This window comes from Corynebacterium silvaticum, assembly GCF_004382825.2.
GTDB classification, from domain to species: domain Bacteria; phylum Actinomycetota; class Actinomycetes; order Mycobacteriales; family Mycobacteriaceae; genus Corynebacterium; species Corynebacterium silvaticum.
Genome location: NZ_SDQO02000001.1, coordinates 125,201 through 150,216, shown reverse-complemented (window position 1 = coordinate 150,216; position 25,016 = coordinate 125,201). Strand labels below are relative to the sequence as shown.

The following is a 25,016-nucleotide window of genomic DNA, read 5'->3' as shown; positions in this document are numbered from 1 at the left end:
GCACCTGTTCGCTCACAGCGTAGGACAAACTAACAAGCAGGGCCACACTATTTCACGGCTACCCCGCAGCGGCACAGCATGTTGCACGGTTTTATTGCCCAGTTGTCGTTTTTGAGAACGCTAGCGCACTCGCGCTCCCCAAAACCCCACGTCGATTTTTCTAGCGTTCTCAAAAACGACATAATCTTCTATCTCGCTTCTACCTCGGCATAGCAAAAAGACCTCAATGAGCGTTGCATACTCATTGAGGTCTTTTTTGTTTTTAGCTTATTACTTAGCCTCGTCCTCGGAAGCCTCTGCTTCTTCCTCACCGAAGTACTGAGTCGGGTCAACTACGTTGCCTTTCTCGTCCTTAACGGAGACACGGCAGATAGCTGCTGCCAAAGCCTTGCCACGGCGAACATCGGAGAACAGGTTAGCAATCTGACCGGACTGCTGCAGCTGCATCACAAACTGGTTTGGCTCCATGCCATAGCTCTGTGCAGTGAAGAGGATATGATCGGTCAGCTCCTGCTGAGAGACCTCAGGTGCCTCTTGCTCGGCAAGAGCATCGAGGAACAGCTGGGTGCGGACTGCTTCTTCAGAGTTCTTGCGGTTCTCTGCGTCAAAGTCTTCGCGGGTGGTTCCCTGAGCCTCAAGAGCAGTGTTCAAAGCGGCTTCATCGTGAGCGAGCTGGCCAAGCAGCTGGTGCAACTGAGCCTCAACCTGCTCGTTAACAACGCCTTCTGGAAGCTCGAATGTGGACTCTGCGAGTGCCACCTTCAAAACCTCATCACGGATGGCGGTTGCCTGTGCAGCCTTTGCCTTTTCCTCAACCTGAGCGGTGACGGACTCGCGCAGCTCCTCGACGGTGTCAAACTCGGAAGCCATCTGCACGAACTCTTCATCGACCTCAGGAAGCTTGCGCTCCTTGGTCTGCTGAACAGTCACGGTAACGGTTGCTTCCTTACCTGCGTACTCGCCAGCCTGAAGGGTGGTGGTGAACTCTGCAGACTCACCGGTCTTCAGACCGCGGAGAGCGGTGTCCAGGCCATCAATAAGATCGCCAGCGCCAACCTGGTAAGACATACCCTCAGTGGTGGCCTCTTCGATTGCCTTGCCGTCAACGGAAGCGGCAAGATCGATGGTGGCAAAGTCGTTGGTCTTCAGCTTGCGCTTGGTGTCTTTCAGTTCACCGAAACGCTCGCGCAGACGATCGATCTCAGCATCGATTGCTTCTTCATCGGCCTTGACTGCTGGAACCTCTACGTTGAAGCTAGCGAAATCTGGGACGGTAATCTCCGGACGGACGTCAACCTCGGCGGTGAACTCAACGACGTCGCCGTCTTCAACCTTGGTGATGTCAATGGTGGGCTGACCCAAGACCACGAGCTCGTTCTCCTCGCAGGCCTGCTGGTAACGGGTAGGAAGCATGTCGTTGACAACCTGCTCCAAAACCGGTCCGCGGCCAATGCGGGCGTCGATAAGCTGGCGCGGCGCTTTGCCACGACGGAAGCCTGGAATGTTGATCTGCTGAGCCAACGCCTTGTAGGCCTGATCGATCTCAGACTTCAGCTCCTCGAAAGGAACCTCAACGTTGAGCTTGACGCGGGTGTCGCTCAGCTTTTCGACGGAACTCTTCACGAGCCATTCTCCTGATCGTTGGGTACTCAATAAATTTAAAAAATCCCTCCACCCTTACCAAGTGGAGGGATCTACGTCGGGACGACAGGATTTGAACCTGCGACCCCCTGCTCCCAAAGCAGGTGCGCTACCAAACTGCGCCACGTCCCGTTGTCGAACTTTCAAACAAACGCGCACACAATACAAACATAGAACAAGAGTTTCTCGCACCAAGTTCGTACTTGCAGTGTACAAGCTGCTCCTAAAAAGTTACGCCATAGAATCGACTATTCCCAAAACGCCAGTTCAAAGCCACAAAAAGAGGAAATTATCACCACACGTTAGGGCAATTTTTTCGCGCATTATCCTTCCGCCATCCTTCCGCCGATCCCCATCCCGTCAAAGCCGAAAATTGTCGTTTTTGAGAACGCTAGCGGCCATGCAACTCACAAAACCGCCGGTCGAATTTTTCAGCGTTCTCAAAAACGACATTCCTCCAAACCAACAAGATCGCAAAAAGCCGGTGACCTTGAATCAAGGCCACCGGCTTTAAGAAAGTGGAGGGAATGACGGGAATCGAACCCGCGTCTTCAGCTTGGAAGGCTGAGGTATTAGCCACTATACGACATTCCCACTAGCGTTTGAGTGCGTCGAACGCTGTGCGCATAACAGTAGCGGACTTTCACGATAAGGACAAAACCCCAGTATGTCCGCACATCCTTATACCCCAGCACCTAACAGTCCCCTACCCCACCACACCTCTGACAGAACCAAGTTTTTCTACATAATTTCTCTAAAGTTTTTCACCGCCAAAGAAGCTTCATAACCCCCATTCGCCCAGGGCCAAGCCCCGATAACCTGCACAAAAAGACACATTATTGATTAGTGAGTTATTATGTTTTCATGCAACCGAAGATCATCGACGCAGATACCGGCCGCGAATTGTGGACCGCAAATGACTGCGCAGAGTTCTCGGGCACAGCTCGAGGCACATTTACGAGTTATGCAGGTCGAGGACGTGCCCCTTCTCCCGTAGCTAAACACCATGGCCTAACTCTGTGGGATTCTGAAGCAGTCAAAGAATGGGTTAATGCCCGTAATGCGGTAAAAGACCCAGAGCCTGAAGACCCCGTCGCGGACAAGTAAATTCACCTCACGTAATCTTGTCCCAACTCATTCCTCAGCAGACCACCCCAAAAGGTTAGGCTGAGGAACTTTTTGTTTCCTTGGAACGTTGTTCACTGTAACTAACGTACCCAATTTCCCACGGAGGCATTCACAATGATTGCGTTATTACTTGTCGTCCTCGTCGTCGGCGGTGCCATCTTCTTCCTTAGCCGAGGCAATAAAAGTAACCAGCAAATTGAGTCAGACAATCTCCAAGACTCAATCGCAGAAGCCCGCCGTTGGATCGAAAGGTTGGGGTCGCAGGTGCTCACCATCTCAGGCACCGATGCGGCGTCCACGCAAGCCATTGCCGACGCTTCCGAGCGCTACAACGCAGCATCATCCCAGATCAGCACGGCTGCAACGGTGCGCCAAGCCGAGCTAGCGCGCGAGTCCGCGTTGGAGGGCCTACACTATGTGAATGCCGCTCGTGAGATCATGGGACTGCCCGCTGGACCTGAACTGCCACCGCTAGAAGGCCAACGTCAAGCAGGTAAAGTCACCGAGAACCGAACCATCGAGTTCGAGGGACAACAGATTACGGCTTCGCCTAACGCGACACCCGAGACCCCGAACTACTACCCCGGCGGAATGGTCGCTGGCCGTCCGGTTCCTGCCGGCTGGTATTCCGAGCCATGGTGGGCTGGTGCGTTGCGCAGTGGCCTCTGGACTGCCGGATCCGTGTTTCTCTTTAGCTCGCTGTTCAACGGCATGTCTGGCGTCGGATACAGCGCTAATGCCTTTGAGTCCGGCTTTGACAAGGGCTATGCAGAAGGCCTTGCAGCCAACGGCGGCGATGCCGGCGGCGACATAGGAGGAGGAGATGACGGCGGATTCTTTGACGGCTTCTTCGGCGGCGACAGTGGCGATGGCGGCGGATTCGACTTTGATTTCTAAGCGCTAAAAATCACCAAAGTCTGTGACACAAGTGCCCGTGCTTCCATGCACGGGCACTTTATTGTTTGCTAGGTGTCCTTTGGCTTCCTACGGTCGTGCATACGGCGCCGGATTACGACGCGGACGCAGCGTCACATTGGGCAACGCGGGGGCCTCAATCCGGGCCAAACCCTGCGCGTTGATTCCCTCACCCGCGTCATTCACCCCGCCATGACCTCGATAGCCAGCGACCTTGCCAAAACGATCTGTACGGGCTTCCCACTCTTGCCTACTGTGGCGAATATCCTCAGTCGATCGCCCGACAAAGTTCCACCACATAACGATGTCTTCCTCAAACGGCTGCCCACCGATGAGCAGTACCCTGCCTTCGCTGTCACCATGGTTGGTGATCTCAATGCGATCTGTGCCCACTCCCACGTAAGCAAGCGCCGCGTGAGGAATGGAAACGTCTTCTACTGCGATGGTGCCGGCGTCGATAAGCATCCCATGCTCAAAAGCCGGATCGAGGGATACGGTGAGGGATGATTTCTTTTCGATGCGTATTTCCGCTCCTACCAGCGGGGTAAAAGTTTGTACCGGGCTTTTCACGCCGCAGAGCTCGCCAAGGAAAACAATTGCCTGCCCCTCCCCTAAATCTATGGGTTCAGGAGAGTAATGCTCAAAAGAGCGCGGCGCTGTGTTCCGGGCCGAATCCGGCAACGCAACCCAGAGCTGAACGCCGTGGAGAGTCTCCGTGGTTGCCGTAGACACCTCCGAATGGCAGATTCCGGCCCCGGAGGTCATTAAATTAACCTCTCCAGGGCGCACCGTGCCGACGTTTCCGCCTGAGTCAAGGTGCTCTATTTCCCCACGGAACAACCAACTGACGGTCTGCAAACCGCTATGCGGGTGCGGCGCCACGTCCATGCCGCCGGTCTGAGAAACATCATCGGGACCATAATGATCCACAAAGCACCATGCCCCGATCATTGTCCGTTTCTTCTGAGGTAGCGTCCGACGCACGCTCATCGCGCGCAGTCCTCCGAGTGGAACCTCCCGCGCAGTGATGATTTCCACTGGGGCTCGCATGGCCTGGTTGCTATGCATATCCTTCATCGTTTTCCTCCTCATCGATTGCGCGTAGTAAGAAATCCCCGATATCACGTCCTCAGAGAGGCCTCGGATATCAGGGATCGTTAGTTTTAGTAGGAGCCGTAACGCTTGTTAAGTATTAGGCTTCTGGAAGTGCCGGGGCAATTCCTGTGCGCTCGTATTCGGAGAGGATGTCGATACGCCGCTGGTGGCGCTCCTCTTTGCTCCACTCCTGCTCGATAAAGGCATCGACGATCTGCAGTGCTTCTTCTTCAGAATGCATACGACCGCCCAAACCGATCAGCTGAGCGTTGTTGTGCTCACGAGCCAAGCGAGCGGTTTCTACCGACCATGCCAACGCACAGCGAGCACCTTTCACTTTGTTCGCGGCGATTTGCTCGCCGTTGCCCGAACCACCCAAAACGATGCCGAGTGAACCGGGGTCATTGACCACGCGGCTAGCAGCCTCAATGCAATACGCCGGGTAGTCATCCTGGGCGTCATAGGTGTGTGCACCGCAGTCGATAACCTCATGTCCCTTGATCTTGAGGTGTTCCGCGATGATATTCTTCATGTCGAACCCTGCATGGTCCGCTCCGAGGTAAACGCGCATAGTTCCAAAGTGTATCGCATCACCGCACCCCATCAAGAAGGGGACAAATCACCTCAGGGCTTCCCACCTCATCCGCGCTACTTCTCCTAAGGCCTTAACAAGGAAATATCTTGTTATGCAAGGCGGCACACGAGTGTGGCATCAGGAAACCCTGTGGCGCACTGCACCTTTTATTGGTCTGGTCAAAGCGAGGATTCTCAGTCCTCGACCGCTTTAGTTCAAAGAAATAGGGGTAGTAACCTAGTGCGATGGAGGCGTCGAAAAGCTTCCCGGCTTCTTCCCCACGCGGGATCCTGGTGATAACTGGGCCAAAGAACGCGGAGTCTCCCAGTTTGATCACTGGTGTTCCCACGTCGTTACCCACTAAGTCCATAGCGCTGTGGTGGTATTCACGCAGTTCTTTATCCCAGGCCTCGGTGTTCGCAACCTCAGCCAATTCGGGATCTAAGCCGACCGCGGACACCGCAGTCTTGATGATCTCGTCATAGGCGCCAAAACCCTTCTTGCCACCGTGTCCGTTGTTATGGATCTCGGTTCCCATGACTGTGTAGAGTTCATCGAGCTTATCGGGGTGCTGCGAAGCGACTGCCGCGAACACTCGCGCTGGTCCCCAGTTCGCCTTCATCTTCTCTTTGTAGTCTTCTGGCAGCTCGTCCCGACCTTCGTTGAGAACAGAAAGGCTCATCGGCACCCATGAGACCTGGACGCCGCGCACCTGCTCTACCTCTTTGATCCATCGAGAGGTTACCCAGCAAAAAGGGCAGCTCACGTCGAACCAGAATGTCACGTGTTCGGTCATAGGATTCTCCTTCACTTCATCGTGCTCGTTGCTTACCCAACGTGCTTCCGCCGTTGCCTTTTTCAACGCATTCCTCCACGCAATCATTCCGCGCCACACCTGGCCTGAGTCCAATCGATGTCCGCCCTGCGTCCGTCCTATGCCAAAAAGACTTTCCCAATAGCCAGTTGCGCTGGGGCAGGCAGTTGTAAAGTAAATCCACAGATCACATGCAGTACCCCCACGTAGCTTTTCGTGCCTAGCCTCTAGCTAGCCTCGCTCCCCAAGCTAAAGGAGATCCTTCACCACATGTCTTCCATTAATCTCACGCAAACAGAAGCCGAGCAGCGTTTCCGCCTTCTTGACGTACATCATTATGGTATCTCTCTTGATTTAACCGAAGGGGACAAAGAATTCCCTTCCACCACCACGGTGTCTTTCACCGTAAAGGAAGCCGGAGATACCTTTATTGATCTTCGAGCAGCGTCCGTAGCGGAAGTGCTTCTCGACGGCACAGACATCACCGCAGCAGCGGTCTCGCTGACCTCCGACGGCTACGATGAGACCCAGGGACTCTCTTTACGAGGGCTGACCCCGGGACTGCATTCCCTTTCCGTGACCGCCTCATGCGTCTATTCACATACAGGCCAGGGGCTTCACCGCTTTATCGATCCGGAAGATCAGCGCGTCTACTTGTACACGCAGTTTGAAACAGCTGATGCCAAACGCATGTTTGCGTGCTTTGACCAGCCAGATCTCAAAGCGACCTATAGTTTTACCATCACGGCTCCCAAAGCCTGGAAAGTAATCACCAATGCTTATTCCCAGGTCACGACCACTGAGGATAAGGCTATCCATACCTCGCACGTGGATTACAAGCTTTCCACGTATCTCGTCGCGTTGTGCGCCGGCGATTATCACGAGGTCTCAGACACCTGGTCTGGCGCGCTGACGCACCATCCGGAGACTCCCGAAGACCAGCCCACAGCGCTAGAGATTCCGATGTCCATCTACTGTCGGAAATCATTGGCACGATATTTAGACGCGGACACCTTGATGAGGGAGACCAGACAAGGGTTCACGTTTTATCACGAGAACTTTGGCATGGCGTACCCGTTTTACAAGTATGACCAGATCTTTGTTCCGGAGTTCAACATGGGCGCCATGGAAAACGCTGGTGCGGTGACCTTCCGCGATGAATACGTCTTTTCCTCTAAAGTCACCAAGTACCGCTACGAGCGTCGCTGCGACACAATCCTGCACGAGATGGCCCACATGTGGTTTGGCGACCTTGTCACCATGAAGTGGTGGGGCGACCTCTGGCTCAACGAGTCCTTTGCTACCTGGGCCGCGGCGATCTCTCAAGCCGAGGCAACGGAATACTCCACGGCATGGGTCACCTTTGCCAATGTGGAAAAGTCATGGGCCTATCACCAAGACCAACTCCCCTCCACGCATCCGATCACAGCCGACGCCTCCGATATTGAGACCGTTGAACAAAACTTCGACGGCATTACATATGCCAAGGGTTCTTCGGTGCTCAAACAGTTGCAGGCTTTTGTGGGACGGGAGGCCTTCCTGGCGGGTGTCCGTAAGCACTTTACCAATCACGCATTTGCTAACGCAACCTTTGATGATCTGCTTGGAGCCTTTGAAGAGGCCTCCGGCCGCGATCTCTCCCAGTGGGCCGACCAATGGCTCAAGACCACTGGAATTAACAAGCTTTCCCCCACCTTTACCGTTAAGGATGGCGTTTATTCCGAGTTCGCCATCCAACAAAGTGGAGCAGCACCCGGCGCGGGCGAGCTTCGGACGCACAGGATCGCCGTGGGGCTTTATTCGCTTATCGACGGTCAGGTGAAGAGAACTCACCGATGCGAGATTGACGTTGAGGGCGCATCCACGCCGGTTCCGGAAATACTCGGTCGGGCGCAAGCCGACCTGATTCTGGTCAACGATGACGACCTCACGTACTGCCTGATGCAGCTGGACCCAGCTTCATTGGATTTCATCGTGAACAACATCGACAAAATCTCTGATCCCATGGCGCGTACGCTGTGTTGGTCTGCCGCATGGGAAATGACAAGGGACGGGAGTATGCGCGCTCGTGACTTTGTCACGCTCGTTGCACGTGGCGCCCAGTTTGAGACTGAAATTGCGGTGCTTGAACGAATTCTGAGCCAGGCGGCAAAGGCCGTACGGTCCTACGTGGCCCCTGCATGGGCAGATAGCACCGGACGCGACATGCTTGCCGACGCTCTCTTGGTGGGTGCTCGCAACGCACAGCCTGGTTCTGATGCACAGCTGGCGTTTGTCCAAGCTCTGGCAAAGATACGCATTACCAAAGAGGCAGCCACCGAGTTTGCTGCGATTGTGCAAGGTTCTACGTCACTTCCAGGCCTTACCGTAGATTCTGATCTGCGCTGGTGGGCGCTCACAGCGCTTATCGCCCACGGTGAGATCACTGGAATAGCGGTCCGCGAGAACGTGGAGAAGTTGCGCGGTATGGATCATTCTTCTGCCGGTGAACTGGCGGCGTTGCGCGCATATGCCGCGCAACCGGATGCTGAGGTTAAGGCAGAGATTTTTGCTGAAGTCACCGACACACACAACACCCTGTCTAATCTTTTCTTGCGACATAAGCTCGAAGGCCTTACGTTCACAGGCTCCGCCCCTTATCTCACCCGCTATAGCTCCGCGATTTTTGCGTTGGCGGAAAAGATCTGGGCTGAGATGTCTTCTGAGGTCGCGCTGGTGACGCTTTCCGGAATCTATCCTCATTGGGATATTTCCGCACAAGGGGTAGAAAACGCCCACGAGTTCCTTAACAAGGATTCCTTGCCGGCTGGTGTTCGCCGGGTGGTGTCTGAAGGAATGTCTGAGCAGGAGCGTGCCTTGCGCCTACGCGAGATAGACGCACGCTAGTTTTTATGTCAACGCTGCCGCAGGAACCGATGTGTCCTGCGGCAGCGTTCGCGTCTTTCTTGAATGCCATACAAAAACCGCCCCCTTTCACAGCCCTACTACACAGCGCGCTGCTACGGTGGGCAGCGATGACAATCTTTAGTGCTACAGAACAGACCGAGGCAGTCTCATCCTGGTTAGGATCCGTAAACACCCAAGAATGGCTGGTAGACAGGCCTATCAAAATCGGAATCACTATCCTTATCGGGCTGGTGGCAAACTGGCTTCTACGGAAATCCATTACCAAAGCAGCTCAAATCAATATCAATAAAAAGCCCTCGAAAATTTCTTCCGTGCTGCCACTGCGCGGAAAGGCCAATAACAAAACGTCCGAGGCGCTCAGCGCAACGCAGGAACAGCGCAGGCAATCCCGCATGCTCACACTCGCGGCGGTAGGTCTGTCTATCTGCTGTCTCAGTTGTGATTTGGGTGTGGGTAGGCCTGGCGGTTCTTACGTACTTGGGGATCAATGTCACCCCGATCGTGGCGTCGGCAGGCGTCGTCGGCGTGGCTCTTGGTTTTGGCGCCCAGTCTCTGGTCAAAAACTTTTTATCTGGTGTCTTTATGCTCATTGAAGACCAATACGGTGTCGGCAACACCATCGATGTGGGAGACATCGTGGGAACCGTTGAGGACGTCAGTCTCCGGCTCACAACCTTGCGCGATATTCACGGCACCCAGTGGTTTGTCCGCAACGGTGAGATTCTTAGGATCGGTAATTTTCAGTCAAGAATATGCTGTCGCCCTCATCAATATTCCTATTGCATTGGATGAAAACGCTAGCGCCGCCATCGAGGCTGTGACTGATGCAGTAAATGCCGCGGCACAAGAGCCGGCTATTAGCGACGTACTCCTCGACTCTCCTACCGTCGATGGCGTTAATTCCATTGGGCTCGATCACATGTTGATCCGCGCCCGCGTAACAACCCTCCCGGATCAGCAATGGTATGTCACCCGAGAATTAACAGCGCGCGTACTCACTGCTCTCCAGCACAACAACATTGATACGCCTTATCCTGAAGGCATTGCGGCTTCGCGACGCATCTCCGACTAACACTTCTCAGAAAACGAAAGTCCCATGTCTACTCCCCAATCCTTTTATGACGCTGTGGGCGGCGAGTCCACATTCCGCGCATTCGTCCACCGCTTCTACGAGCTCGTTCGCACCGACGACATCCTGGGGCCCATGTATCCACACGACGATTGGGAAGGCGCAGAAGACCGCCTCCGCTGGTTCCTCGTCCAATACTGGGGAGGACCACAAACGTTCTCAGAGAATCGCGGACATCCCCGCCTTCGTATGCGGCATGCGCACTTCCCCATCGACCAAGCCGCCGCAGACCGTTGGCTGCTGCTCATGGAATCCGCGCTGGATAGCCTCGATGCAGAGACGTTGCCCGACGCCTATCGCGCCGCGCTGTGGGACCATATGCAGCGCGTAGCCGATATGCTCATCAACCGCACTTCTTAATTCCCATGCTGTGGATTCTCCTTGGTGTCGCCGCCGGTGCGGTTATCCCCATCCAAACGGTTGTTAACACCCGACTCAGTGCATCCACCGGAACGCCGTTTTCTTCCTCGATGATCTCCTTTTGCGTGGAGACGCTGACCCTCGCGGTAGCGCTTATAGCTGTCACCGGACAGCTGCCCAACGTCTCAGCTGCTTACGACGCCCCCGCATAGATTTGGCTTGGCGGACTTTTGGGGGTCATCGCCCTTACCGCGAATATTTTCATGTTCCCCCGGCTCGGCGCAGTGCAGATTGTTGTCTTGCCGATCTCAGGGCAAATCTTCATGGGACTAGCCATCGACCACTGGGGCTTATTCGATGCTCCGCAGAACTCGATGACTCTGCTCCGAGTACTCGGCGCGTTTCTGGTGTTTGTCGGTGTGATCGCCACCGTGGGGAAACCGAAAAGTTCCGAGACCCAATCGGTGAGCCTTATTCACTGGCTCTGGCGGCTCGCCGGAATCTCATTTGGCATGCTTACCGCCATGCAATCGGCTATCAACTGCAGGCTTGGTTCTGTGCTTCACTCAGCGGCAACGGCGGCGCTCGTGTCGTTCGCCGTCGGAGCGGCGGTTCTCATCGTGCTCAACATCGTTTTACGCTGGCGCCCACGGATACAGCGTCTCGGGTCTTCTCACCCATGGTGGATGTGGTTTGGAGGAAGCCTTGGGGCATTGTTTGTTTTCACTAACGCGGCATTAGTGCCAAAGATCGGAACCAGTCTTACCGTGATTGCAGCATTACTCGGGATGATGATCTCAAGTATTGCCGTTGAGCGCATCCGCGGTGGGCGCACAGGAGTCCGGCAGATTCTCGGAGTTAGTGCCATGCTTACGGGGATCATAATGATCCGGCTGCTGTAGCCTACAGCAGCAAAGAAAGCCCCTTGGACTCATAGACCGTTCCGTAGGGGGCATCAATGCGTGCCCACCGTCCGGTGCTGGATACCCGGAGATGCCTCGGTATATGCGCTGGTGCAGTAGCCGGAGGAATAAATCCCAGGGAAGTGCAGGCAAAAATCATCCGCATCGAAATATCTACGGAACTATCCGCGCTCGATACCGCCATAACCTTTTGATCCAACAAGCTTGCGGGAGGCCCCATCGGGCCGGAAAATTGTCGAGCCAAAGAGCGACCTTTTTCTGCAAGGTCGCTGGCAACGCCGACGGGGATTTCGTCGATAAGCTTAAAGCCCGTCACTGGGGGAAGCGCGCCTGCCCAGGAGGCATCGTGTGGCTTCCCTTCCCCCCGCGCCAGCAAGTCAGTAGCCAGCAAAACCGCGCCGTCTCTCGACGCTTCTCCCCTGACTCTCCGCGATGCGACAACACCAAAAGGAGTAGTCACATACACGTTCACGTAGTCTCCTACCTGCTGCAACCGCGCATAAGCGTGTCGGTCTAAGCCAACAGCGCGCTGCAACAGGCTCGTTATCCCCGCTGCTGGGCCTTCGGGAATAATTAGACTCTCGTTCATCTTGATTAACGCGCCGATTCTGCAATCTTGGTGAGAACCTGCAGCTCATGGGCCTCGATCTCGCGAGGGCGCGCAGTCTTAAGGTCTACTGCCACCTGTACGGCGAGCACCACTGCGCATACGTGTCCCTCGCAGTCTTTCAAGCTTTGGCGAGTGGTAAACGACGTGGTTCCGATCTGGACGATGGATGTTTCAACCTCAACCTCAGTGGTACTGGGCATGATGGGCCGCAAGTAGTCCACCTCAATTCGGCGAACAAATACCGCAGGATTGTCATGCCCCTGCGCCATAAATTCATCGTTTGCCCACTTGGTGCGAGCCTCTTGAGCTAGGTCAACATACGCTGAGTTTGTGACATGACCAAAACGATCAAAGTCGGTCCACCGAACGGGAACTGTAGTTGTGTGGACTTGATGGGTGGATTCTGCCGACATGCTCTACTTTCTCAAAGTTTTCTATCAGGTTAAAGCACACACTACCGTGCATCGGTGTGTGATATTCCACAATGTTAGCCTCGTCGCACATATTATGCGCAGCGATGCCCCTCAGCCCTAGTGAACGATTGTCCAATCACTCATCAGGTACCGAGGGGCATCAACTAGCGCAGTGCGCTACCGGCCATGATCACTATGACTAGCGAGTCAACTTACGGTGTGTGACGCGGGAAGGACGCGCTGCGTCAGCGCCGAGGCGCTCAACTTTGTTCTTTTCATAATCCTCAAAGTTGCCCTCGAACCAGAACCACTGGCCCTCTTCCACGTTGCCTTCCCATGCAAGGATGTGCGTACACGTACGGTCCAGGAACCAACGGTCGTGAGAAATCACCACGGCACAGCCCGGGAACTTCTGAAGAGCATTCTCCAGGGAACCCAATGTCTCCACGTCGAGGTCGTTGGTTGGCTCGTCGAGAAGAATCAGGTTGCCGCCCTGCTTCAACGTCAACGCGAGGTTCAGTCGGTTGCGCTCACCGCCAGACAAGACCTTGGATGGCTTCTGCTGGTCAGGGCCTTTAAAGCCGAAGGCAGACAGATACGCGCGCGAAGGCATCTCGTTTTGGCCAACGTGGATGTAATCGAGTCCGTCGGAGACAACTTCCCACACGGTCTTTTCTGGGTCGATGTTCTCACGGTTCTGGTCGACATAGCTGAGCTTGACGGTTTGACCGACCTTGACGTCACCGGAATCCGGATTCTCTAGGCCCACGATGGTCTTGAACAGCGTCGACTTACCCACACCGTTAGGACCAATCACGCCCACAATGCCGTTGCGCGGCAGGGTGAAAGAGAGGTCTTTAATCAGGACGCGACCGTCAAAACCTTTATCCAGGTGATCTACTTCCACAACCTGGTTGCCCAGACGCGGCGGAGTAGGAATCTGGATTTCTTCAAAATCGAGCTTCTTGTACTGCTCAGCCTCTGCAGCCATTTCCTCGTAACGCTGCAGACGTGCCTTGTTCTTAGCCTGACGAGCCTTAGCTCCCGAGCGCACCCATGCGAGCTCTTCCTTCAACCGCTTCTGCAGCTTCTGGTCCTTCTTGCCCGCGACCTCTAGTCGCTGAGCCTTGGTCTCCAGGTAGGTAGAGTAGTTGCCCTCATAAGGGTAAAGCTTTCCGCGGTCAACCTCGCAAATCCAGCCTGCAACATGGTCCAGGAAATAACGATCGTGAGTGACCGCCAAGACAGCGCCCTTGTAGTCTGCAAGGTGCTTTTCCAGCCACAGCACGGATTCTGCGTCTAGGTGGTTGGTGGGCTCGTCGAGAAGCAAAAGGTCGGGCTCAGAAAGCAGCAGCTTAGCCAGTGCTACTCGACGACGCTCGCCTCCCGAGAGATGCGTAACCGGGTCGTCGGACGGCGGGCAGCGCAGTGCCTCAAGCGCTTGGTCGATCTTAGAGTCGATCTCCCAGGCGTCGGCGGCATCCAGTTCTTCCTGGAGCTTGCCCATCTCATCCATCAGCTCATCGGTGTAATTGGTCGCCATTTCCTCGGCGATCTGCTCGAAGCGCTGCTTCTTCTCAAAAATCTCGCCGAGGCCTTCCTCAACGTTTCCACGAACGGTCTTCTCCTCGTTCAGTGGTGGTTCCTGAAGAAGAATGCCCACGGTAGCGCCGGGGTCAAGGAATGCTTCGCCGTTGGACGGCTGGTCAAGTCCAGCCATGATCTTGAGGATCGAAGACTTACCAGCGCCGTTCGGGCCCACAACGCCGATCTTGGCGCCTGGGTAAAAGGCCATGGTGACATTGTCCAAAATGAGCTTGTCACCGATAGCCTTGCGCACGTTTTTCATCGTGTAGATGAATTCGCCCACAGTGATATTCCCCTTTAAATGTTGAAATAGGTTTCAGTCACGTCAAAGGGTACATCACTCTTCCTATAAATTCGCCCCGCGCTGTGCTCTCCTAACCTAAAAGAGGTTTTATTTCCTCACTGCGTGAACCCGCCGCCTCTGTTATTCGGCAAGTTTTTTAAAAGGGCGGATTGTGGGACCCTGTTGCCGCTGCTCCTACTAGCTCATCGGAAATGCTCGCGGCACCATCATCTCCTTCACTCAAAAAAGCATTGGTTCTTGAATAGTCCCGGTCCGGAATAAAGGGTTGGTTATCCGTATTGTCCGGAGCTGGTAGTCCAGGAACATGGTGAATGTCCTCCACAGTCGATTTACGTGAAGACACAACGTAACGGCTCAGCTCAAACCCCACGTAGTTAGCTTTGAGAACTATCTTTGATGCCGGCTTTCCCGTTGCGGCATCAGTCCATTCTTGAGTGACCAAATAGCCAGAACAGATCACGGGACGCCCGCGTTCCAATGACATCCGGGCGTTCACACCTAGCTGACCCCAGCATTCCACGTCAATGTAGTTTTGGTCCGTATCAATCCACTGAGTCTCTCCCCCGGGAGCTTCGTTGTTCGCAGTATTCTTGCACATTCTGCGTCTCGCAGCGATACGAAACTTGCAGACTCCGCCACTAGTGAATTGCACGAATGTTGGCTCGTTGGTGAGGTTTCCTACGATGGTGCTTTGAATATGCATGATGTGATTCCATTCCTTGAGTTCATTGGTATGCGCTGATAACCACGCAGGTCTGCGTCATTGTGCAGAGCTTTACGCCGCAACGCAAGGGTTAACGCCGACCGTCCTGCCTTCTACATCTTGCGCACTTTCCCTGCACGCGAGTATCCCCGTTCCCTGGCAGATTGTTTTTCTGTGGACAACTCCGCTTCCAGGCACAAACTATCCACAGAAAATCTCCGAATAGGACGCGGCTCTTGATGTTGTGAGCCTTTTATGCTGCGGAATGAACCACCCACGACGGCTCATTTCAAAGACACGCTCGCCATCAGCAGTTTCTGATAAATATCTATCTGTTTAATAACTTTTCCGAACCTAAGACACATTTTGCGGTAAGCTTTTGTCAATGAATTTTTGATTCTTCTTCGGATTACCCCCCCCCCGGGCCATCACCCCGCTCGTCGGCACGCTCGTTCCCGACGAAAAGCGCCCTGTGCTCTAGGAATCCGGCGCTGAATTGAGGGTTTGTGTGAGATTGCTCCCCTAAAGGAATGGTGATCGTATGACCCGTATCGTACAGAATTCCCCACGTCCCACCGGCTTGCCAGAGACTGAGAATTCCACAGCGGCTAAAGGATGGCGACCGTTCCTGCACAGTAATGTGATGTTCTCCGAAACACCCACGGGCGTGGAGTTTCACGATGACTTCCGTCGGTTTTCTATCGACGGCCCAGGCGCATACAAAGCTTTCCGTGCCGCGGCCCCCATCTTTGAAGGCGACGTACTCTTCTCCGATGCACTTCAGCATCTGGGTGCCGCTGGTACCCAGACCATCGAGCTATTCGAATCCGAGTTACACCAGCATGGGATGCTCACACGGCTGACCCCGGAAAACCCTTCTGTTGCCGCATGCCAGTGGGGTGGCCCTTGGGACGGGATATTAAGGCTCCTCGCAAACTACACGCCCACGCCCATCGCCGTTTTGGAACGGATTTACCACACGCCTTTTGCTATCCGCTGCGACCACGCGGAAAGCGCCCGTCTGATCAAAGCCAGTTTGGAAGAAAACGGCTGCGCCGCAGTGCGTTGTGCAGCGCTTTCTCCGGATACGTCGCGCTTCCAACCTGTGCTCTCTCTAAGTTGGCGCGAGCTGGACAACGCCACCCCCACCATCACTGTCCGCAGAATTGGCAACGGCTTAGTCATCGCATCAGATGTCGCGGCCGAGGCAGTGGCTGCGACGCGCGTGTTGGAGTCTTTATCCGTTGAGGAAGAAACCGCCGAGGTTCCAGAAGCTCTTATCCGGATGGCTGGAATCGTCGCGTCCTTTGAGGCTTTCAAAATTGTCTCTGGCGTCATGCCGGCAACGCTCACACAAGCGCTAGTTCGCATCGACCTTTCCACCGGTGAGGTGACCCAACACCAACTAGGCCAGCAGCACCAGCAGCGCGATAATGGCGATTCTCCCCTATTTCCCCTGGTTGATCCGCTTCTAGGTTTCACACCGCGCTTCCTTGACGACGATATAACCCAGATGCCCTTGCGACTATCTCAAGTATCCGTGACCGGTCCCGATCAACGTCGTTGGATTGTTACCGGTTGGGCGCCAGACACTCTGGAGGCTGCACGTGAACGAGCAGTTGAGGAAGCCGCTACCCGCGTCCTTCTCTCCCAACAGCTAGCACAGGCTATGCCGGGCAGCGCTTTGATGCAGCCAACCGGGCTTCCCACACCAGCTGCTGTAGGAAGTTCCTCGGAAGAAGCCACGGAACGCGCTCTCCCACGCGCAGCCGCTTATTGGACTTTTCGCTCTGCAGCGCAGGGCACCTCGGCGGTTGTTCCATTTCATGCAGGCGCTGAGGCCGCATCCTGTGTGCGAGATGCACAGGAACTCTATGGCGCAGCCACGTCTACGTTCTTAGAGCTCACGCCTCTGTGGGACCATTCGGTAGTCGTTGTTCAATGTGACAATCCGATTCTTAGCGTCGTGGCGGCGGGAGAGTCGGCGGAACAAGCCGCGGTATCCGCCGCCTACGGACACCTCGCGCTTGCACAACTGCATGCAGACAAGCACTGTCCGCCGCACGACAGCTGGTCACATGCGCTTCCGTCGTTAGCCTTAAGAGAATCCGGTGTGCTCTGCCTTACCGCGGAGCCAGTGACTGAGCATTTAACAGATCCTCGTCTCTCTGCCGCCGGGCTCACTGCCGTAGCGTTGCGCCCACGCACGTGGATACATGCTGCCCTGCCCGCCATCGACCCGGCCGTTCATCGGCCTCTTGTCTCATGACTACGCGCGTCGCGTACCTGCACTGCCCGGCGCGCAGTTTCCCAGCGCACGCCCTGCCCCCGCGTCACGAGCAGTGGATAGCAATCCCTTCCGAAGTGTGCAGAGTCTGTCTAGAAGCATGGGTGGATCGTACGGAAGAGGCTGCGGACTGGGTTGACGCTGTTAACGTACCCGGTTTTATCAGACGCTGGCTGTCTGAGCGTGTGCAGTACGTCGAGCGCCCCCGAGGAGGCTGGAGACTGGCGGCTACTGATGCGCAGTGTCTCTCCAGTTCTACGGTGTTTATTCCGCCAAGCCCGCACTGCAATGCACACCATGATTATGCTGCTAGCGCAGAGGTTTCCGATCTCACGGGGCCTGTGTTGGCGCCGTGTGGGGCGGGGCCGATCACGGAGATTCGTCGTCCCGGAATGATGGTTTCCCGTGGAACAGTGCCTGCTGTGGGTTCTCGTCCTGCGTTCCATTGGAGCGGTCAGGCGCCGACTATTGCTGAGAGCCGAAAGCTGGCTCTTTGTGAAGCCGTCGAGCGCGCGTCCGCGTGTGGGAATGGGGGAACGGGAAGCGTCGATACGCATGTTCCGCGCGTCCCTGCCGCTGACTTTGGGGTGGAAGACGCACGGTGGAACCGTTCTTATGAAGACTGCCGCGATTGGACACGCGCTACTCGCTTGGGAGATGAAACCGCATGGGTAGTGCCCACGGATATGGTGTTTTTCTGGTCTGATGCACAAGCTCGTTTTTGTTTTGATTCTTCCAGCGGTGCCGCGGTGGGGCGCACATGGGAGGATGCGGTGATGTCCGGGCTAGTGGAAGTCATTGAACGCGACGCTGTCCTGTCCTTATGGCATGGTTCCATGTCCGTCCCAGAGATTGACGTTGACTCGATCAATGATCGCGCCTACCTGGCAATGCTGCGGCATCTTCGCAGGCAGGGGCTTGTTATCCGCGCGTTTTATTGCCCGTTGAGCGCAGGGGTTCCCAGCGTTATTGCGGTGTGCACGGATGTGCAGCGCACTTTCTTGTGTGTTGGGGCAGCCGCTGCGCCCGATCCTCATGTCGCAGTACGCAAGGCGTTGCGGGAGGTCATGGCGGATTATCCACAGTCGCGCTTGCTTGCTACCGCGCGGTTGTCGGACGCCGCCGCAGTGCGTGCGGACGGTTCGGGGGCGACTCATCGTTTAAGCGTTGCCACCCGCGAGCTTATCGACGCCGCCGCTTTCCTACTTCTGCCCCGAAAAGAGCTACTCCGTGTCTCCGACATCCCGGGCTGCCCACGGCTGTCGCTCTCCGAGCTAGTCACATGCCTCAAAACGCATGGATTTTATGGCTATGTTGTCGACTTCACCCAGGACTATCACCGAATGGTGGGACTCTCCGCGGTCAAGATTATTGTCCCCGGTCTCTTGCCACTGGAATATATCGGGCAGCTGACTCGGGCATTACATATGCCTCGGTTGAAACAACAGATGACATGTTTTCGCGCTTTGGGCCTAGCCCCTCCCAGTATGCCTCCCCGCCTCAACCTTGTTCCGCATCCGCTTCCTTAATGTTCCTCATGCTTCAATGAAAGGTCGTGAGTCCTATGGATCGTCGTACTGCAGACTTCTGGGCCACAACGGATAACGCTGCAGCCGAATACACGCAGCTCATTCTGGAACGCAAAGAACATGGCATGGTCTCCCCTGCTCAAGGACCTTTTTGGAACCACCAACCCTATCCCGCAAAAATTGTTCCGGGTGCACCTCGTTTCCAGCTTCGTGCACACGCCATGTCCCCCATGGACATTGCTATTGCGCGGGCGCTGGAGGGTTCCCTGCTCAGAACTCATCTGCGTGCAGAAGTCGACTGCAACTCGCCTACGCGGACCCGAGCTGAGGTCGCATCTTTCCAGTGGTCTCGGAATACGGCCTCAGGTGGAGGTCTCTACCCAATTAATCTCTACAGATACAGCTCCGGAGATAGCCACCTGCCCGCTGGCCTGTACTTACTCAACCCCATAACCTGCCAATGGCAACAGCTGAGGGCTGATTCCCCACGAGGCGAACACTCCTGTGTCGCCGGTGAGACCCTGCTGGTTACCGTGGAGTTTTGGCGTTCAGCGTTTAAGTACGGTGACTTTGCGTATCAAGCAACCTCCGTGGATGTGGGGATCATTGTCGCGGCATTGGTCTCCCAGCTGGATGCAACTGTGGGGCCGGTGGCTATCGACTGGTCCCCCGATGAGCTCGCTCTCTCCGAATTCCTCGGTAACGATCCCCTCGACGAGGCCATATATTGCACGCTCACTCTGCCTAGCAGCTCCCGTTCAGGCGCTGCTGCTCAGACAGCTGTTCCCCAGACCGCTGTTCGTCTCGCGCACTCGGGAACGGTGCCCGTGCGTTTTCCCACCACTGCGGCTTTACAAAAGCAGCGACTCCGAGAAACACAGAGTATGCGTGCACCTTTTTCTACAGAAAGAATCGCCGCACCGCCACCAGTAGCAACCAAGCGAGGCTCCAGCTCTTTTGGGCGTTATTCCGGAGCTGCAATCGACGTAGACGTGCTTACTCGCATGGTGCAACGTGGGCGCGCCACGGCCACTGCGCTCCTGGGAACCCCGCCTGAAACCGATTATTTCTCGGATATCCAGGCAGCTGCGTTGTGCGTCAACGTTACGGGCTTAACGCATTCGCTTATAGCTGATGTCGAGGCATATCCTGCGGCAGCTCCCGCACGCCCGTGCCCTCAACTTCCCGAGTTCTTGCACAACACCTATCTCCTGAAAAACTACGACCCTCTGCGCAGCTCAGCCGTGTTGGTGCTGTGCGCAGATCTGCGGCGGGTAACCACTGACTACGGTGCCTCTGGTTATCGGTGGGCCTGCGCTGAGGTCGGGGCCTACTGTCACGCGGCCTATGAGGTTGCGGCACAAGAACGGATCTCTGTGGGCGCAGTGTTGGGCTTTGATGCTCAGTACCAGCGCGATTACCTCGGTTTAGCGGATAATCTCATCCCGGCCCTCAACATCCTTGTGGGTGTGGATCGACCTCATGCACGGTGGAGGAACTCGTTACTATGACAACCACTCCTTGGAAGCTTCTTAACGAATCCCTGGTTCGCAGCTGCAGTGTGCCGTATGAGGCGTTACGGCAGCTTTGCGACGCCCCCACCGACGCACTACTTACTGCCGATCTGGACCAGCGGCTCCGCGTAGACGCGGCCCTTGATACTCTTGGTTCTGCGGCCCACCAGGACATTGCGGGGTGTGCAAACACAGTGTTGCGGCGTACGCTACTCGATCTCAAGCGAGCCGCGCATCACCATGACGTGCGCAAGGTCCGCGCCCTGCTGGCTAAAGCTACATCCGCTGGTTTGCTGTTGCCTGCCGGCGTAGCGACTGCTGCGGATACGGCGATCACTGCCTCCGAAAAAGTACTGTCATCAGCGCAACTGCACGACGTACTTATGCGTTCCAAGAAAAAAGAGCGCGACTGCATCGGGAAGATCGCCAGAGACCAGCGAGTTGATTCGGCAGTATTGGTCACGTCGGTCCCCGCTGCAAAAGCCATCCGGAGCCTGGGTGCAGATCGTGCGATGTCTGCCAAGCAGCTAGCTCGTGCACACCGCACAGCGCTGGGCTATGTGATCCGCAGCGCCACCCGGACGGTACCGTTTTCCGCCCTGTGCACAATCGCGCCGTCTCAGTTGTCCCACGCCAGCCGGCACCCGGATGAGCCTCATGTCCCGGCATCTGTGCACACTATTGCGCGTTGGAACGTCTACGCCATGGCTCAGATTTTCTCGGCCATGAAGAAGGACTTTGAGTTTATTGCCACGCTTCCGGTTCTGGTTAATCCTGACGCGCTATCAGAAAATGGTCACTGCGCGCTGCCGCGATGTTCCGTCGAATATCTAGGGCACGTCGGCGATCGGGACCTCGCCGTTTATCGGGAGGAACGCCGAGTGGTCGATTCCCATGGATTATTTGGAAAGGTCATGGCCTTAGCCGCAGGTGCTGCACAGAACCACGACTACACGTGTGAGCAACTGGCCACAGAGCTCTCGGCACACACGGGTTTAAGCAAGGCCCAAACAAGGTGCATTGTTCTCGATGCCATCCGAATCTCAGCCTTAGTTGTTCCCGCTCTCGACTTATCCCCGTCCACAGCGGTATCTGAGCAGCCGATAGTTATGCACCTGGCACGTGGGTCAGAAAAGGCCGCATCTGCTGCGCGTCTCATTGCCCGCATCGCGGAGGGGTGCAACGCGGTGGCGTCGATAAGCGACTTTGACCGCAGGCATACTCAGACCCTGGAGCTCGCGCACCACATGGATAGCCTCAGGCGACTCGTCGATCCCAGCATGCCGATGTTCCATACCCATGTGTATGAGGATGGGGTCGGGAAAGAATCGACGATTCCCTCCCCCGCCGTGGACTCGTGCACATCCCTTGACTGGGATGCTCTGGCAGACCTGGTCGATCTGCTTGATGTGCGGCAGGCAGAACGCGCGTTGTTTGAGGAGTTTGTATCCGCAAAATTCCCCCGTGGGGAAATCTGCCACGATGTTCCGGCGGTGGTCAATAGTTTTGTCGCCGAGGTCCTCACGCCACTGCGACAGGTTGATATTGAGGCAGTTGATGAAAATGACCTGAAGTCCACTGCATCTTTGCCACTGGGTAAGGCATGGGAATGGATTCGAGCACGCCGCCGCTTCCTGGCACACGTGGCCGAGTTAAGAAACAACGACGCTGGTCCCGTGGATATACGGAACCTCCTCACCGACTATCGCCCCCTTGTGCAGTCTCGTAGGTATCCGCTTCGATCTTTAAACGCATACGTTCAGCAAGGCGACGAGTCCAAAGTCGTAATTAACCGGACGCTCGGCGGCCCAGGTTTCCCGTGGTCTCGGTTCGCGCATGCGATGCCGGATTCCGCAGCACGCGCATGGTCCGAATTATCGGATTATGCGTCTGACGCTGGGGTGACGCTTGTCGAGCTGACAGCCGGAAAAGTGGTCTCCAACCTCAACGCGCATCCGGCCACCTACCCAACCACTCTCCTCATCCCGGGGCACCCTCGAAAAACCACACGGGCGTCTGATATTCGACTAGCAGACACGCAGTTGGCCTACTGCGCATCTAGCGGACGCTTGCAGCTTTTCGACGCCCACGGCACCGAACTCCTCCCCGCATACATGGGGTACATCACTGACCGGGGGCTGCCGCTATCTACGCAAGCCCTCATGCTCCTAGCGCCACCCATGCATTGTTCCTTGGACTTTTTCCCGCGCACGAGTTCAGAGATAGTGCATCAGGCTCGTCTGCTCCTAGGAGATGCTGTTCTTGCGCGAGAAAGCTGGACTTTTCCCACCTCAAGCACATCTATGGATATTCCGTGTCTCCTAGAAGAGGCACTGGTGTGGTGGCGCAGCATTGCCCGACATCACGCCCTACCCGAGTGCGGAGTTCTGCGAACATTCGATGCCCACGGCGTTGTGGGTAAAGGCCAGTTTTATAACTCCCAGATCATGGGAACGATCACCAACCTCATACGCGCATTGCGCAACGCTCACTACGGGTTTGTGATTGAGGAATTCTTTCCCCACGTCGGCGAGTCCGGCGTAGCGCAGGAATACATAGTCACAGGAACACGCTCTTTGAAGGAGGGTATCTAATGCGTACAACCGACCCCTGGCTTGCTTTTCATATTTTTTATGGAGAAGACCCTTCTCTCTTGCTCCGCGACTGCTTGCTGCCTTTTGCTCATACATGCGTTGCAGAAGGCCTGGTAAAACGATTTTTCCATATGAATTACTGGCTGGAAGGCGCACACGTCCGCTTAAGGCTAGAGCTTTACAATCCGGCAGATCGCGAGCGCGTCGTATGCGCAGCGCATCAGGCTATCCAACCGTGGATTGACTCCCATCCTTCCAGCGCGCCCCAGCTGTCCCTGCGCAATCCCGAAGGTTATCGACGTCTCTTTGAACACGAGTACCCCATGTCCAGGTTCTCTGACTATATCGACCAGGATGGCCTGCCCCGTCTACAGCCAGATAACTGCATCCGAGAACGCTACTACGAGCGTGAATATGACCGCTACGGTGGTCGGATAGGGATGTCGCTTAGTCAGGACGGTTTCCAAGCCTCGACATTGTTCGTCGAAAAGCTTCTGTGCGCTGGAGTTTTAGAAGCGCGCACGTCACGCTTAGCCGCAGCTGCGCTAGGAATGGTCTGCACCGCGCACACAGTTTTGGCTTCCGACGCATCCATAGGACGTTTTTGGGAAAGCTATCACGCAGGCTGGACCTCGTCTTTTTCCATGCCCACCAGCTACACCTCGCCCACGGCACAACACAAAATCTCCGCCGAGGCCCATGCCCTCTCACGCGCAGTCACGCCGTTTCGGGATGCGTTGCGCCACGCCCCAGACGGCTCAGGCCTCCCCGAACCCTATGCCACTTTCACTCAACGCATGACCTCTGTCATGGACAAACTCCACGATGCATATGACTCCCGAGAACTCGACTTTGGTGATTCTGCCGCAGAGGCCGGCCACACGTGGAAAGAGAATTCCATTTTTCTTCTGCGCTCTTATGTCCACATGACCAACAACAGGATGTCCGTCAATATCTCAGATGAGGCCTATCTAGCTTATTTACTGCACACGTTATATCGGGAGGCACTATGACCAGCATTCACGACCTTCGGTTTGCTCCCGGCGCGGCGTTGGGCCCGATCATCCACAGTCCTGATCGAAGTTTCGCCGTAGCGCGTAATCCGCAGGGTGAGCTCAGCGAGCTAGGGCCTCAGGCCTGGATACTGCTGGACCTCTTCCGGCAACGAGACAACGGGGATAGCGTAGACATGAGGATGTTCGCCATCCCGCACGTGGCTAAGGCCATACGTGCCATGGAGCAACGAGGATTGCTCACTACGACCTCGGATACCAGCGCGTCTTCGCATCCCATAGGTATATTGGGGCGACCCCATGGAGGGTGGTTCGTTTCTTTTGTCACCCTGATCATGGCACTTACGGCAGCATCAACGGCCATCATCGTGTATGCGGGCTACGCTTTTACCCAAGCGCATAGCGCGCCTGACCTCACCGGTTTTTTCACGATTCTCGCCGGCGTCATCATCACTATCATCGCCCACGAATGCGCTCACGGCATCGCATTTTTCCTGCTGACCGGAATCAAACCGACAGCTTTTTCCACTGCTTCTTTTCCCCGCCGGTTCCTCAGCCTGCAGCTACCTGGAATATTGGCGGTGTCCTCCCGCGCCGGGAGAGTCGCAGTGCTTGCGGTCGGGCCTGCGACCACGCTGATCTTTACGGGCCTTACTGTGGTTCTCTACCACGAGGGGGTGCTTCCCGACGGCGCCGCATGGCTCCCCAGAATCTTATTTATAACGTTTATCGGTTCGCTTATTCCCGTACCTAATTCAGATGGAACAAAGATTTTGGAGGCGATATCCAGAACCAATAATTTACCAAAGTTTGCATGGAATTTTGCACGCAGAAAACAACTACGTTCGGAGATATTTCAACAGCAAATCGTTACCATAATTGTTATTTACATTTCACTTTATCTGGGTACCATAATGTTATGGGCAATCATAGTGCTATTCTTTATAGTTTTCCCTGGAAGCCCATATCAGTAGTC

At 55.6% G+C, this 25,016-nt stretch carries 17 protein-coding genes, 2 tRNA genes and 3 pseudogenes; 12 read left to right on the top strand and 10 right to left on the bottom strand.

Going from position 1 to position 25,016, the window contains the following annotated elements; translation table 11 throughout:
• Nucleotides 1-270: 270 nt before the first annotated feature.
• From tig to ET810_RS00755, 3 genes are all read right to left on the bottom strand, one after another.
• Nucleotides 271-1,623, bottom strand: coding sequence for a trigger factor (gene tig, locus ET810_RS00765; protein ID WP_134316300.1), 1,353 nt, complete (start codon nucleotides 1,621-1,623; stop codon nucleotides 271-273).
• A 76-nt stretch (nucleotides 1,624-1,699) separates the two neighbouring features.
• Nucleotides 1,700-1,773, bottom strand: a tRNA-Pro gene (locus ET810_RS00760).
• A 387-nt stretch (nucleotides 1,774-2,160) separates the two neighbouring features.
• Nucleotides 2,161-2,235, bottom strand: a tRNA-Gly gene (locus ET810_RS00755).
• A gap of 270 nt (nucleotides 2,236-2,505) precedes the next feature.
• Between ET810_RS00755 and ET810_RS00750 the strand changes: the two genes are divergently transcribed.
• Together ET810_RS00750 and ET810_RS00745 are read left to right on the top strand one after the other, a co-directional pair.
• Nucleotides 2,506-2,748 carry a helix-turn-helix transcriptional regulator gene (locus tag ET810_RS00750; protein ID WP_087454399.1) on the top strand — a complete coding sequence of 81 codons (243 nt, stop codon included), beginning with the start codon at nucleotides 2,506-2,508 and terminating at the stop codon, nucleotides 2,746-2,748.
• Nucleotides 2,749-2,883: 135 nt separating this feature from the next.
• A complete protein-coding gene (locus tag ET810_RS00745; protein ID WP_087454400.1) occupies nucleotides 2,884-3,666 on the top strand; it encodes a hypothetical protein in 783 nt (260 codons plus the stop codon).
• 87 nt (nucleotides 3,667-3,753) lie between these two features.
• Here the strand turns inward: ET810_RS00745 and ET810_RS00740 are convergent, their stop codons facing one another.
• From ET810_RS00740 to ET810_RS00730, 3 genes and pseudogenes are all read right to left on the bottom strand, one after another.
• On the bottom strand, nucleotides 3,754-4,761 hold the full coding sequence (locus ET810_RS00740; RefSeq protein ID WP_134316301.1) for a pirin family protein: 1,008 nt from the start codon (nucleotides 4,759-4,761) through the stop codon (nucleotides 3,754-3,756).
• Nucleotides 4,762-4,876: 115 nt separating this feature from the next.
• Nucleotides 4,877-5,350 carry a ribose-5-phosphate isomerase gene (locus ET810_RS00735; protein ID WP_087454402.1) on the bottom strand — a complete coding sequence of 158 codons (474 nt, stop codon included), beginning with the start codon at nucleotides 5,348-5,350 and terminating at the stop codon, nucleotides 4,877-4,879.
• Nucleotides 5,351-5,531: 181 nt separating this feature from the next.
• Nucleotides 5,532-6,149, bottom strand: a pseudogene (locus tag ET810_RS00730) (mycothiol-dependent nitroreductase Rv2466c family protein); the annotation flags it as partial.
• A gap of 288 nt (nucleotides 6,150-6,437) precedes the next feature.
• On the opposite strand from ET810_RS00730, the gene pepN reads away from it, so the two are divergent.
• The 4 genes and pseudogenes from pepN (at nucleotide 6,438) to ET810_RS13070 (ending at nucleotide 11,465) form a co-directional block, all read left to right on the top strand.
• Nucleotides 6,438-9,053 (top strand): aminopeptidase N, encoded by a 2,616-nt coding sequence (pepN, locus tag ET810_RS00725; protein ID WP_134316302.1) that lies wholly within the window; start codon nucleotides 6,438-6,440, stop codon nucleotides 9,051-9,053.
• A 128-nt stretch (nucleotides 9,054-9,181) separates the two neighbouring features.
• Nucleotides 9,182-10,146, top strand: a pseudogene (locus tag ET810_RS00720) (mechanosensitive ion channel family protein).
• Nucleotides 10,147-10,170: 24 nt separating this feature from the next.
• On the top strand, nucleotides 10,171-10,563 hold the full coding sequence (locus ET810_RS00715) for a globin (protein WP_087454404.1): 393 nt from the start codon (nucleotides 10,171-10,173) through the stop codon (nucleotides 10,561-10,563).
• Between the two features lie 5 nt (nucleotides 10,564-10,568).
• Nucleotides 10,569-11,465: pseudogene (locus tag ET810_RS13070) on the top strand (DMT family transporter).
• A 1-nt stretch (nucleotide 11,466) separates the two neighbouring features.
• On the opposite strand, the gene ET810_RS00705 reads toward ET810_RS13070, so the two are convergent.
• The 4 genes from ET810_RS00705 to ET810_RS00690 form a co-directional block, all read right to left on the bottom strand.
• On the bottom strand, nucleotides 11,467-12,075 hold the full coding sequence (locus tag ET810_RS00705) for a DUF8185 domain-containing protein (protein ID WP_134316303.1): 609 nt from the start codon (nucleotides 12,073-12,075) through the stop codon (nucleotides 11,467-11,469).
• A 5-nt stretch (nucleotides 12,076-12,080) separates the two neighbouring features.
• Nucleotides 12,081-12,509 (bottom strand): acyl-CoA thioesterase, encoded by a 429-nt coding sequence (locus tag ET810_RS00700; protein WP_087454406.1) that lies wholly within the window; start codon nucleotides 12,507-12,509, stop codon nucleotides 12,081-12,083.
• Nucleotides 12,510-12,708: 199 nt separating this feature from the next.
• Nucleotides 12,709-14,379: an energy-dependent translational throttle protein EttA gene (gene ettA / locus ET810_RS00695; RefSeq protein ID WP_014526132.1), complete on the bottom strand. Its 1,671-nt coding sequence runs from the start codon at nucleotides 14,377-14,379 to the stop codon at nucleotides 12,709-12,711.
• Between the two features lie 157 nt (nucleotides 14,380-14,536).
• The gene (locus ET810_RS00690; RefSeq protein ID WP_134316304.1) at nucleotides 14,537-15,103 is read right to left on the bottom strand and encodes a single-stranded DNA-binding protein; all 567 of its coding nucleotides are present in this window, start codon (nucleotides 15,101-15,103) and stop codon (nucleotides 14,537-14,539) included.
• A 541-nt stretch (nucleotides 15,104-15,644) separates the two neighbouring features.
• Here ET810_RS00690 and ET810_RS00685 point away from each other — a divergent pair.
• From ET810_RS00685 to ET810_RS00660, 6 genes are read left to right on the top strand one after another with little or no spacing between them, the layout of a single operon-like run.
• Entirely contained in the window at nucleotides 15,645-17,372 is a 1,728-nt protein-coding gene (locus tag ET810_RS00685) for a hypothetical protein (protein ID WP_134316305.1), read from the top strand.
• On the top strand, nucleotides 17,369-18,919 hold the full coding sequence (locus ET810_RS00680; RefSeq protein ID WP_087454409.1) for a YcaO-like family protein: 1,551 nt from the start codon (nucleotides 17,369-17,371) through the stop codon (nucleotides 18,917-18,919). Before ET810_RS00685 ends, ET810_RS00680 begins: the two co-directional genes overlap by 4 nt.
• Nucleotides 18,920-18,954: 35 nt before the next feature.
• Nucleotides 18,955-20,430 (top strand): nitroreductase family protein, encoded by a 1,476-nt coding sequence (locus ET810_RS00675; protein WP_087454410.1) that lies wholly within the window; start codon nucleotides 18,955-18,957, stop codon nucleotides 20,428-20,430.
• Nucleotides 20,427-23,027, top strand: coding sequence for a lantibiotic dehydratase (locus tag ET810_RS00670; RefSeq protein ID WP_134316306.1), 2,601 nt, complete (start codon nucleotides 20,427-20,429; stop codon nucleotides 23,025-23,027). The genes ET810_RS00675 and ET810_RS00670 overlap by 4 nt, the downstream gene beginning before the upstream one ends.
• Nucleotides 23,027-24,040: a lantibiotic dehydratase C-terminal domain-containing protein gene (locus tag ET810_RS00665; protein ID WP_087454412.1), complete on the top strand. Its 1,014-nt coding sequence runs from the start codon at nucleotides 23,027-23,029 to the stop codon at nucleotides 24,038-24,040. Before ET810_RS00670 ends, ET810_RS00665 begins: the two co-directional genes overlap by 1 nt.
• The gene (locus tag ET810_RS00660) at nucleotides 24,037-25,014 is read left to right on the top strand and encodes a hypothetical protein (protein ID WP_134316307.1); all 978 of its coding nucleotides are present in this window, start codon (nucleotides 24,037-24,039) and stop codon (nucleotides 25,012-25,014) included. Before ET810_RS00665 ends, ET810_RS00660 begins: the two co-directional genes overlap by 4 nt.
• Nucleotides 25,015-25,016 lie beyond the last annotated feature (2 nt).

Bases quoted from the DNA above. Each gene is read 5' to 3' on its own strand.
- ET810_RS00750 (WP_087454399.1), top strand. From the start codon at position 2,506: ATGCAACCGAAGATCATCGACGCAGATACCGGCCGCGAATTGTGGACC.
- ET810_RS00745 (WP_087454400.1), top strand. From the start codon at position 2,884: ATGATTGCGTTATTACTTGTCGTCCTCGTCGTCGGCGGTGCCATCTTC.
- ET810_RS00740 (WP_134316301.1), bottom strand. From the start codon at position 4,761: ATGAAGGATATGCATAGCAACCAGGCCATGCGAGCCCCAGTGGAAATC.
- ET810_RS00735 (WP_087454402.1), bottom strand. From the start codon at position 5,350: ATGCGCGTTTACCTCGGAGCGGACCATGCAGGGTTCGACATGAAGAAT.
- pepN (WP_134316302.1), top strand. From the start codon at position 6,438: ATGTCTTCCATTAATCTCACGCAAACAGAAGCCGAGCAGCGTTTCCGC.
- ET810_RS00715 (WP_087454404.1), top strand. From the start codon at position 10,171: ATGTCTACTCCCCAATCCTTTTATGACGCTGTGGGCGGCGAGTCCACA.
- ET810_RS00705 (WP_134316303.1), bottom strand. From the start codon at position 12,075: ATGAACGAGAGTCTAATTATTCCCGAAGGCCCAGCAGCGGGGATAACG.
- ET810_RS00700 (WP_087454406.1), bottom strand. From the start codon at position 12,509: ATGTCGGCAGAATCCACCCATCAAGTCCACACAACTACAGTTCCCGTT.
- ET810_RS00690 (WP_134316304.1), bottom strand. From the start codon at position 15,103: ATGCATATTCAAAGCACCATCGTAGGAAACCTCACCAACGAGCCAACA.
- ET810_RS00685 (WP_134316305.1), top strand. From the start codon at position 15,645: ATGACCCGTATCGTACAGAATTCCCCACGTCCCACCGGCTTGCCAGAG.
- ET810_RS00680 (WP_087454409.1), top strand. From the start codon at position 17,369: ATGACTACGCGCGTCGCGTACCTGCACTGCCCGGCGCGCAGTTTCCCA.
- ET810_RS00675 (WP_087454410.1), top strand. From the start codon at position 18,955: ATGGATCGTCGTACTGCAGACTTCTGGGCCACAACGGATAACGCTGCA.
- ET810_RS00670 (WP_134316306.1), top strand. From the start codon at position 20,427: ATGACAACCACTCCTTGGAAGCTTCTTAACGAATCCCTGGTTCGCAGC.
- ET810_RS00665 (WP_087454412.1), top strand. From the start codon at position 23,027: ATGCGTACAACCGACCCCTGGCTTGCTTTTCATATTTTTTATGGAGAA.
- ET810_RS00660 (WP_134316307.1), top strand. From the start codon at position 24,037: ATGACCAGCATTCACGACCTTCGGTTTGCTCCCGGCGCGGCGTTGGGC.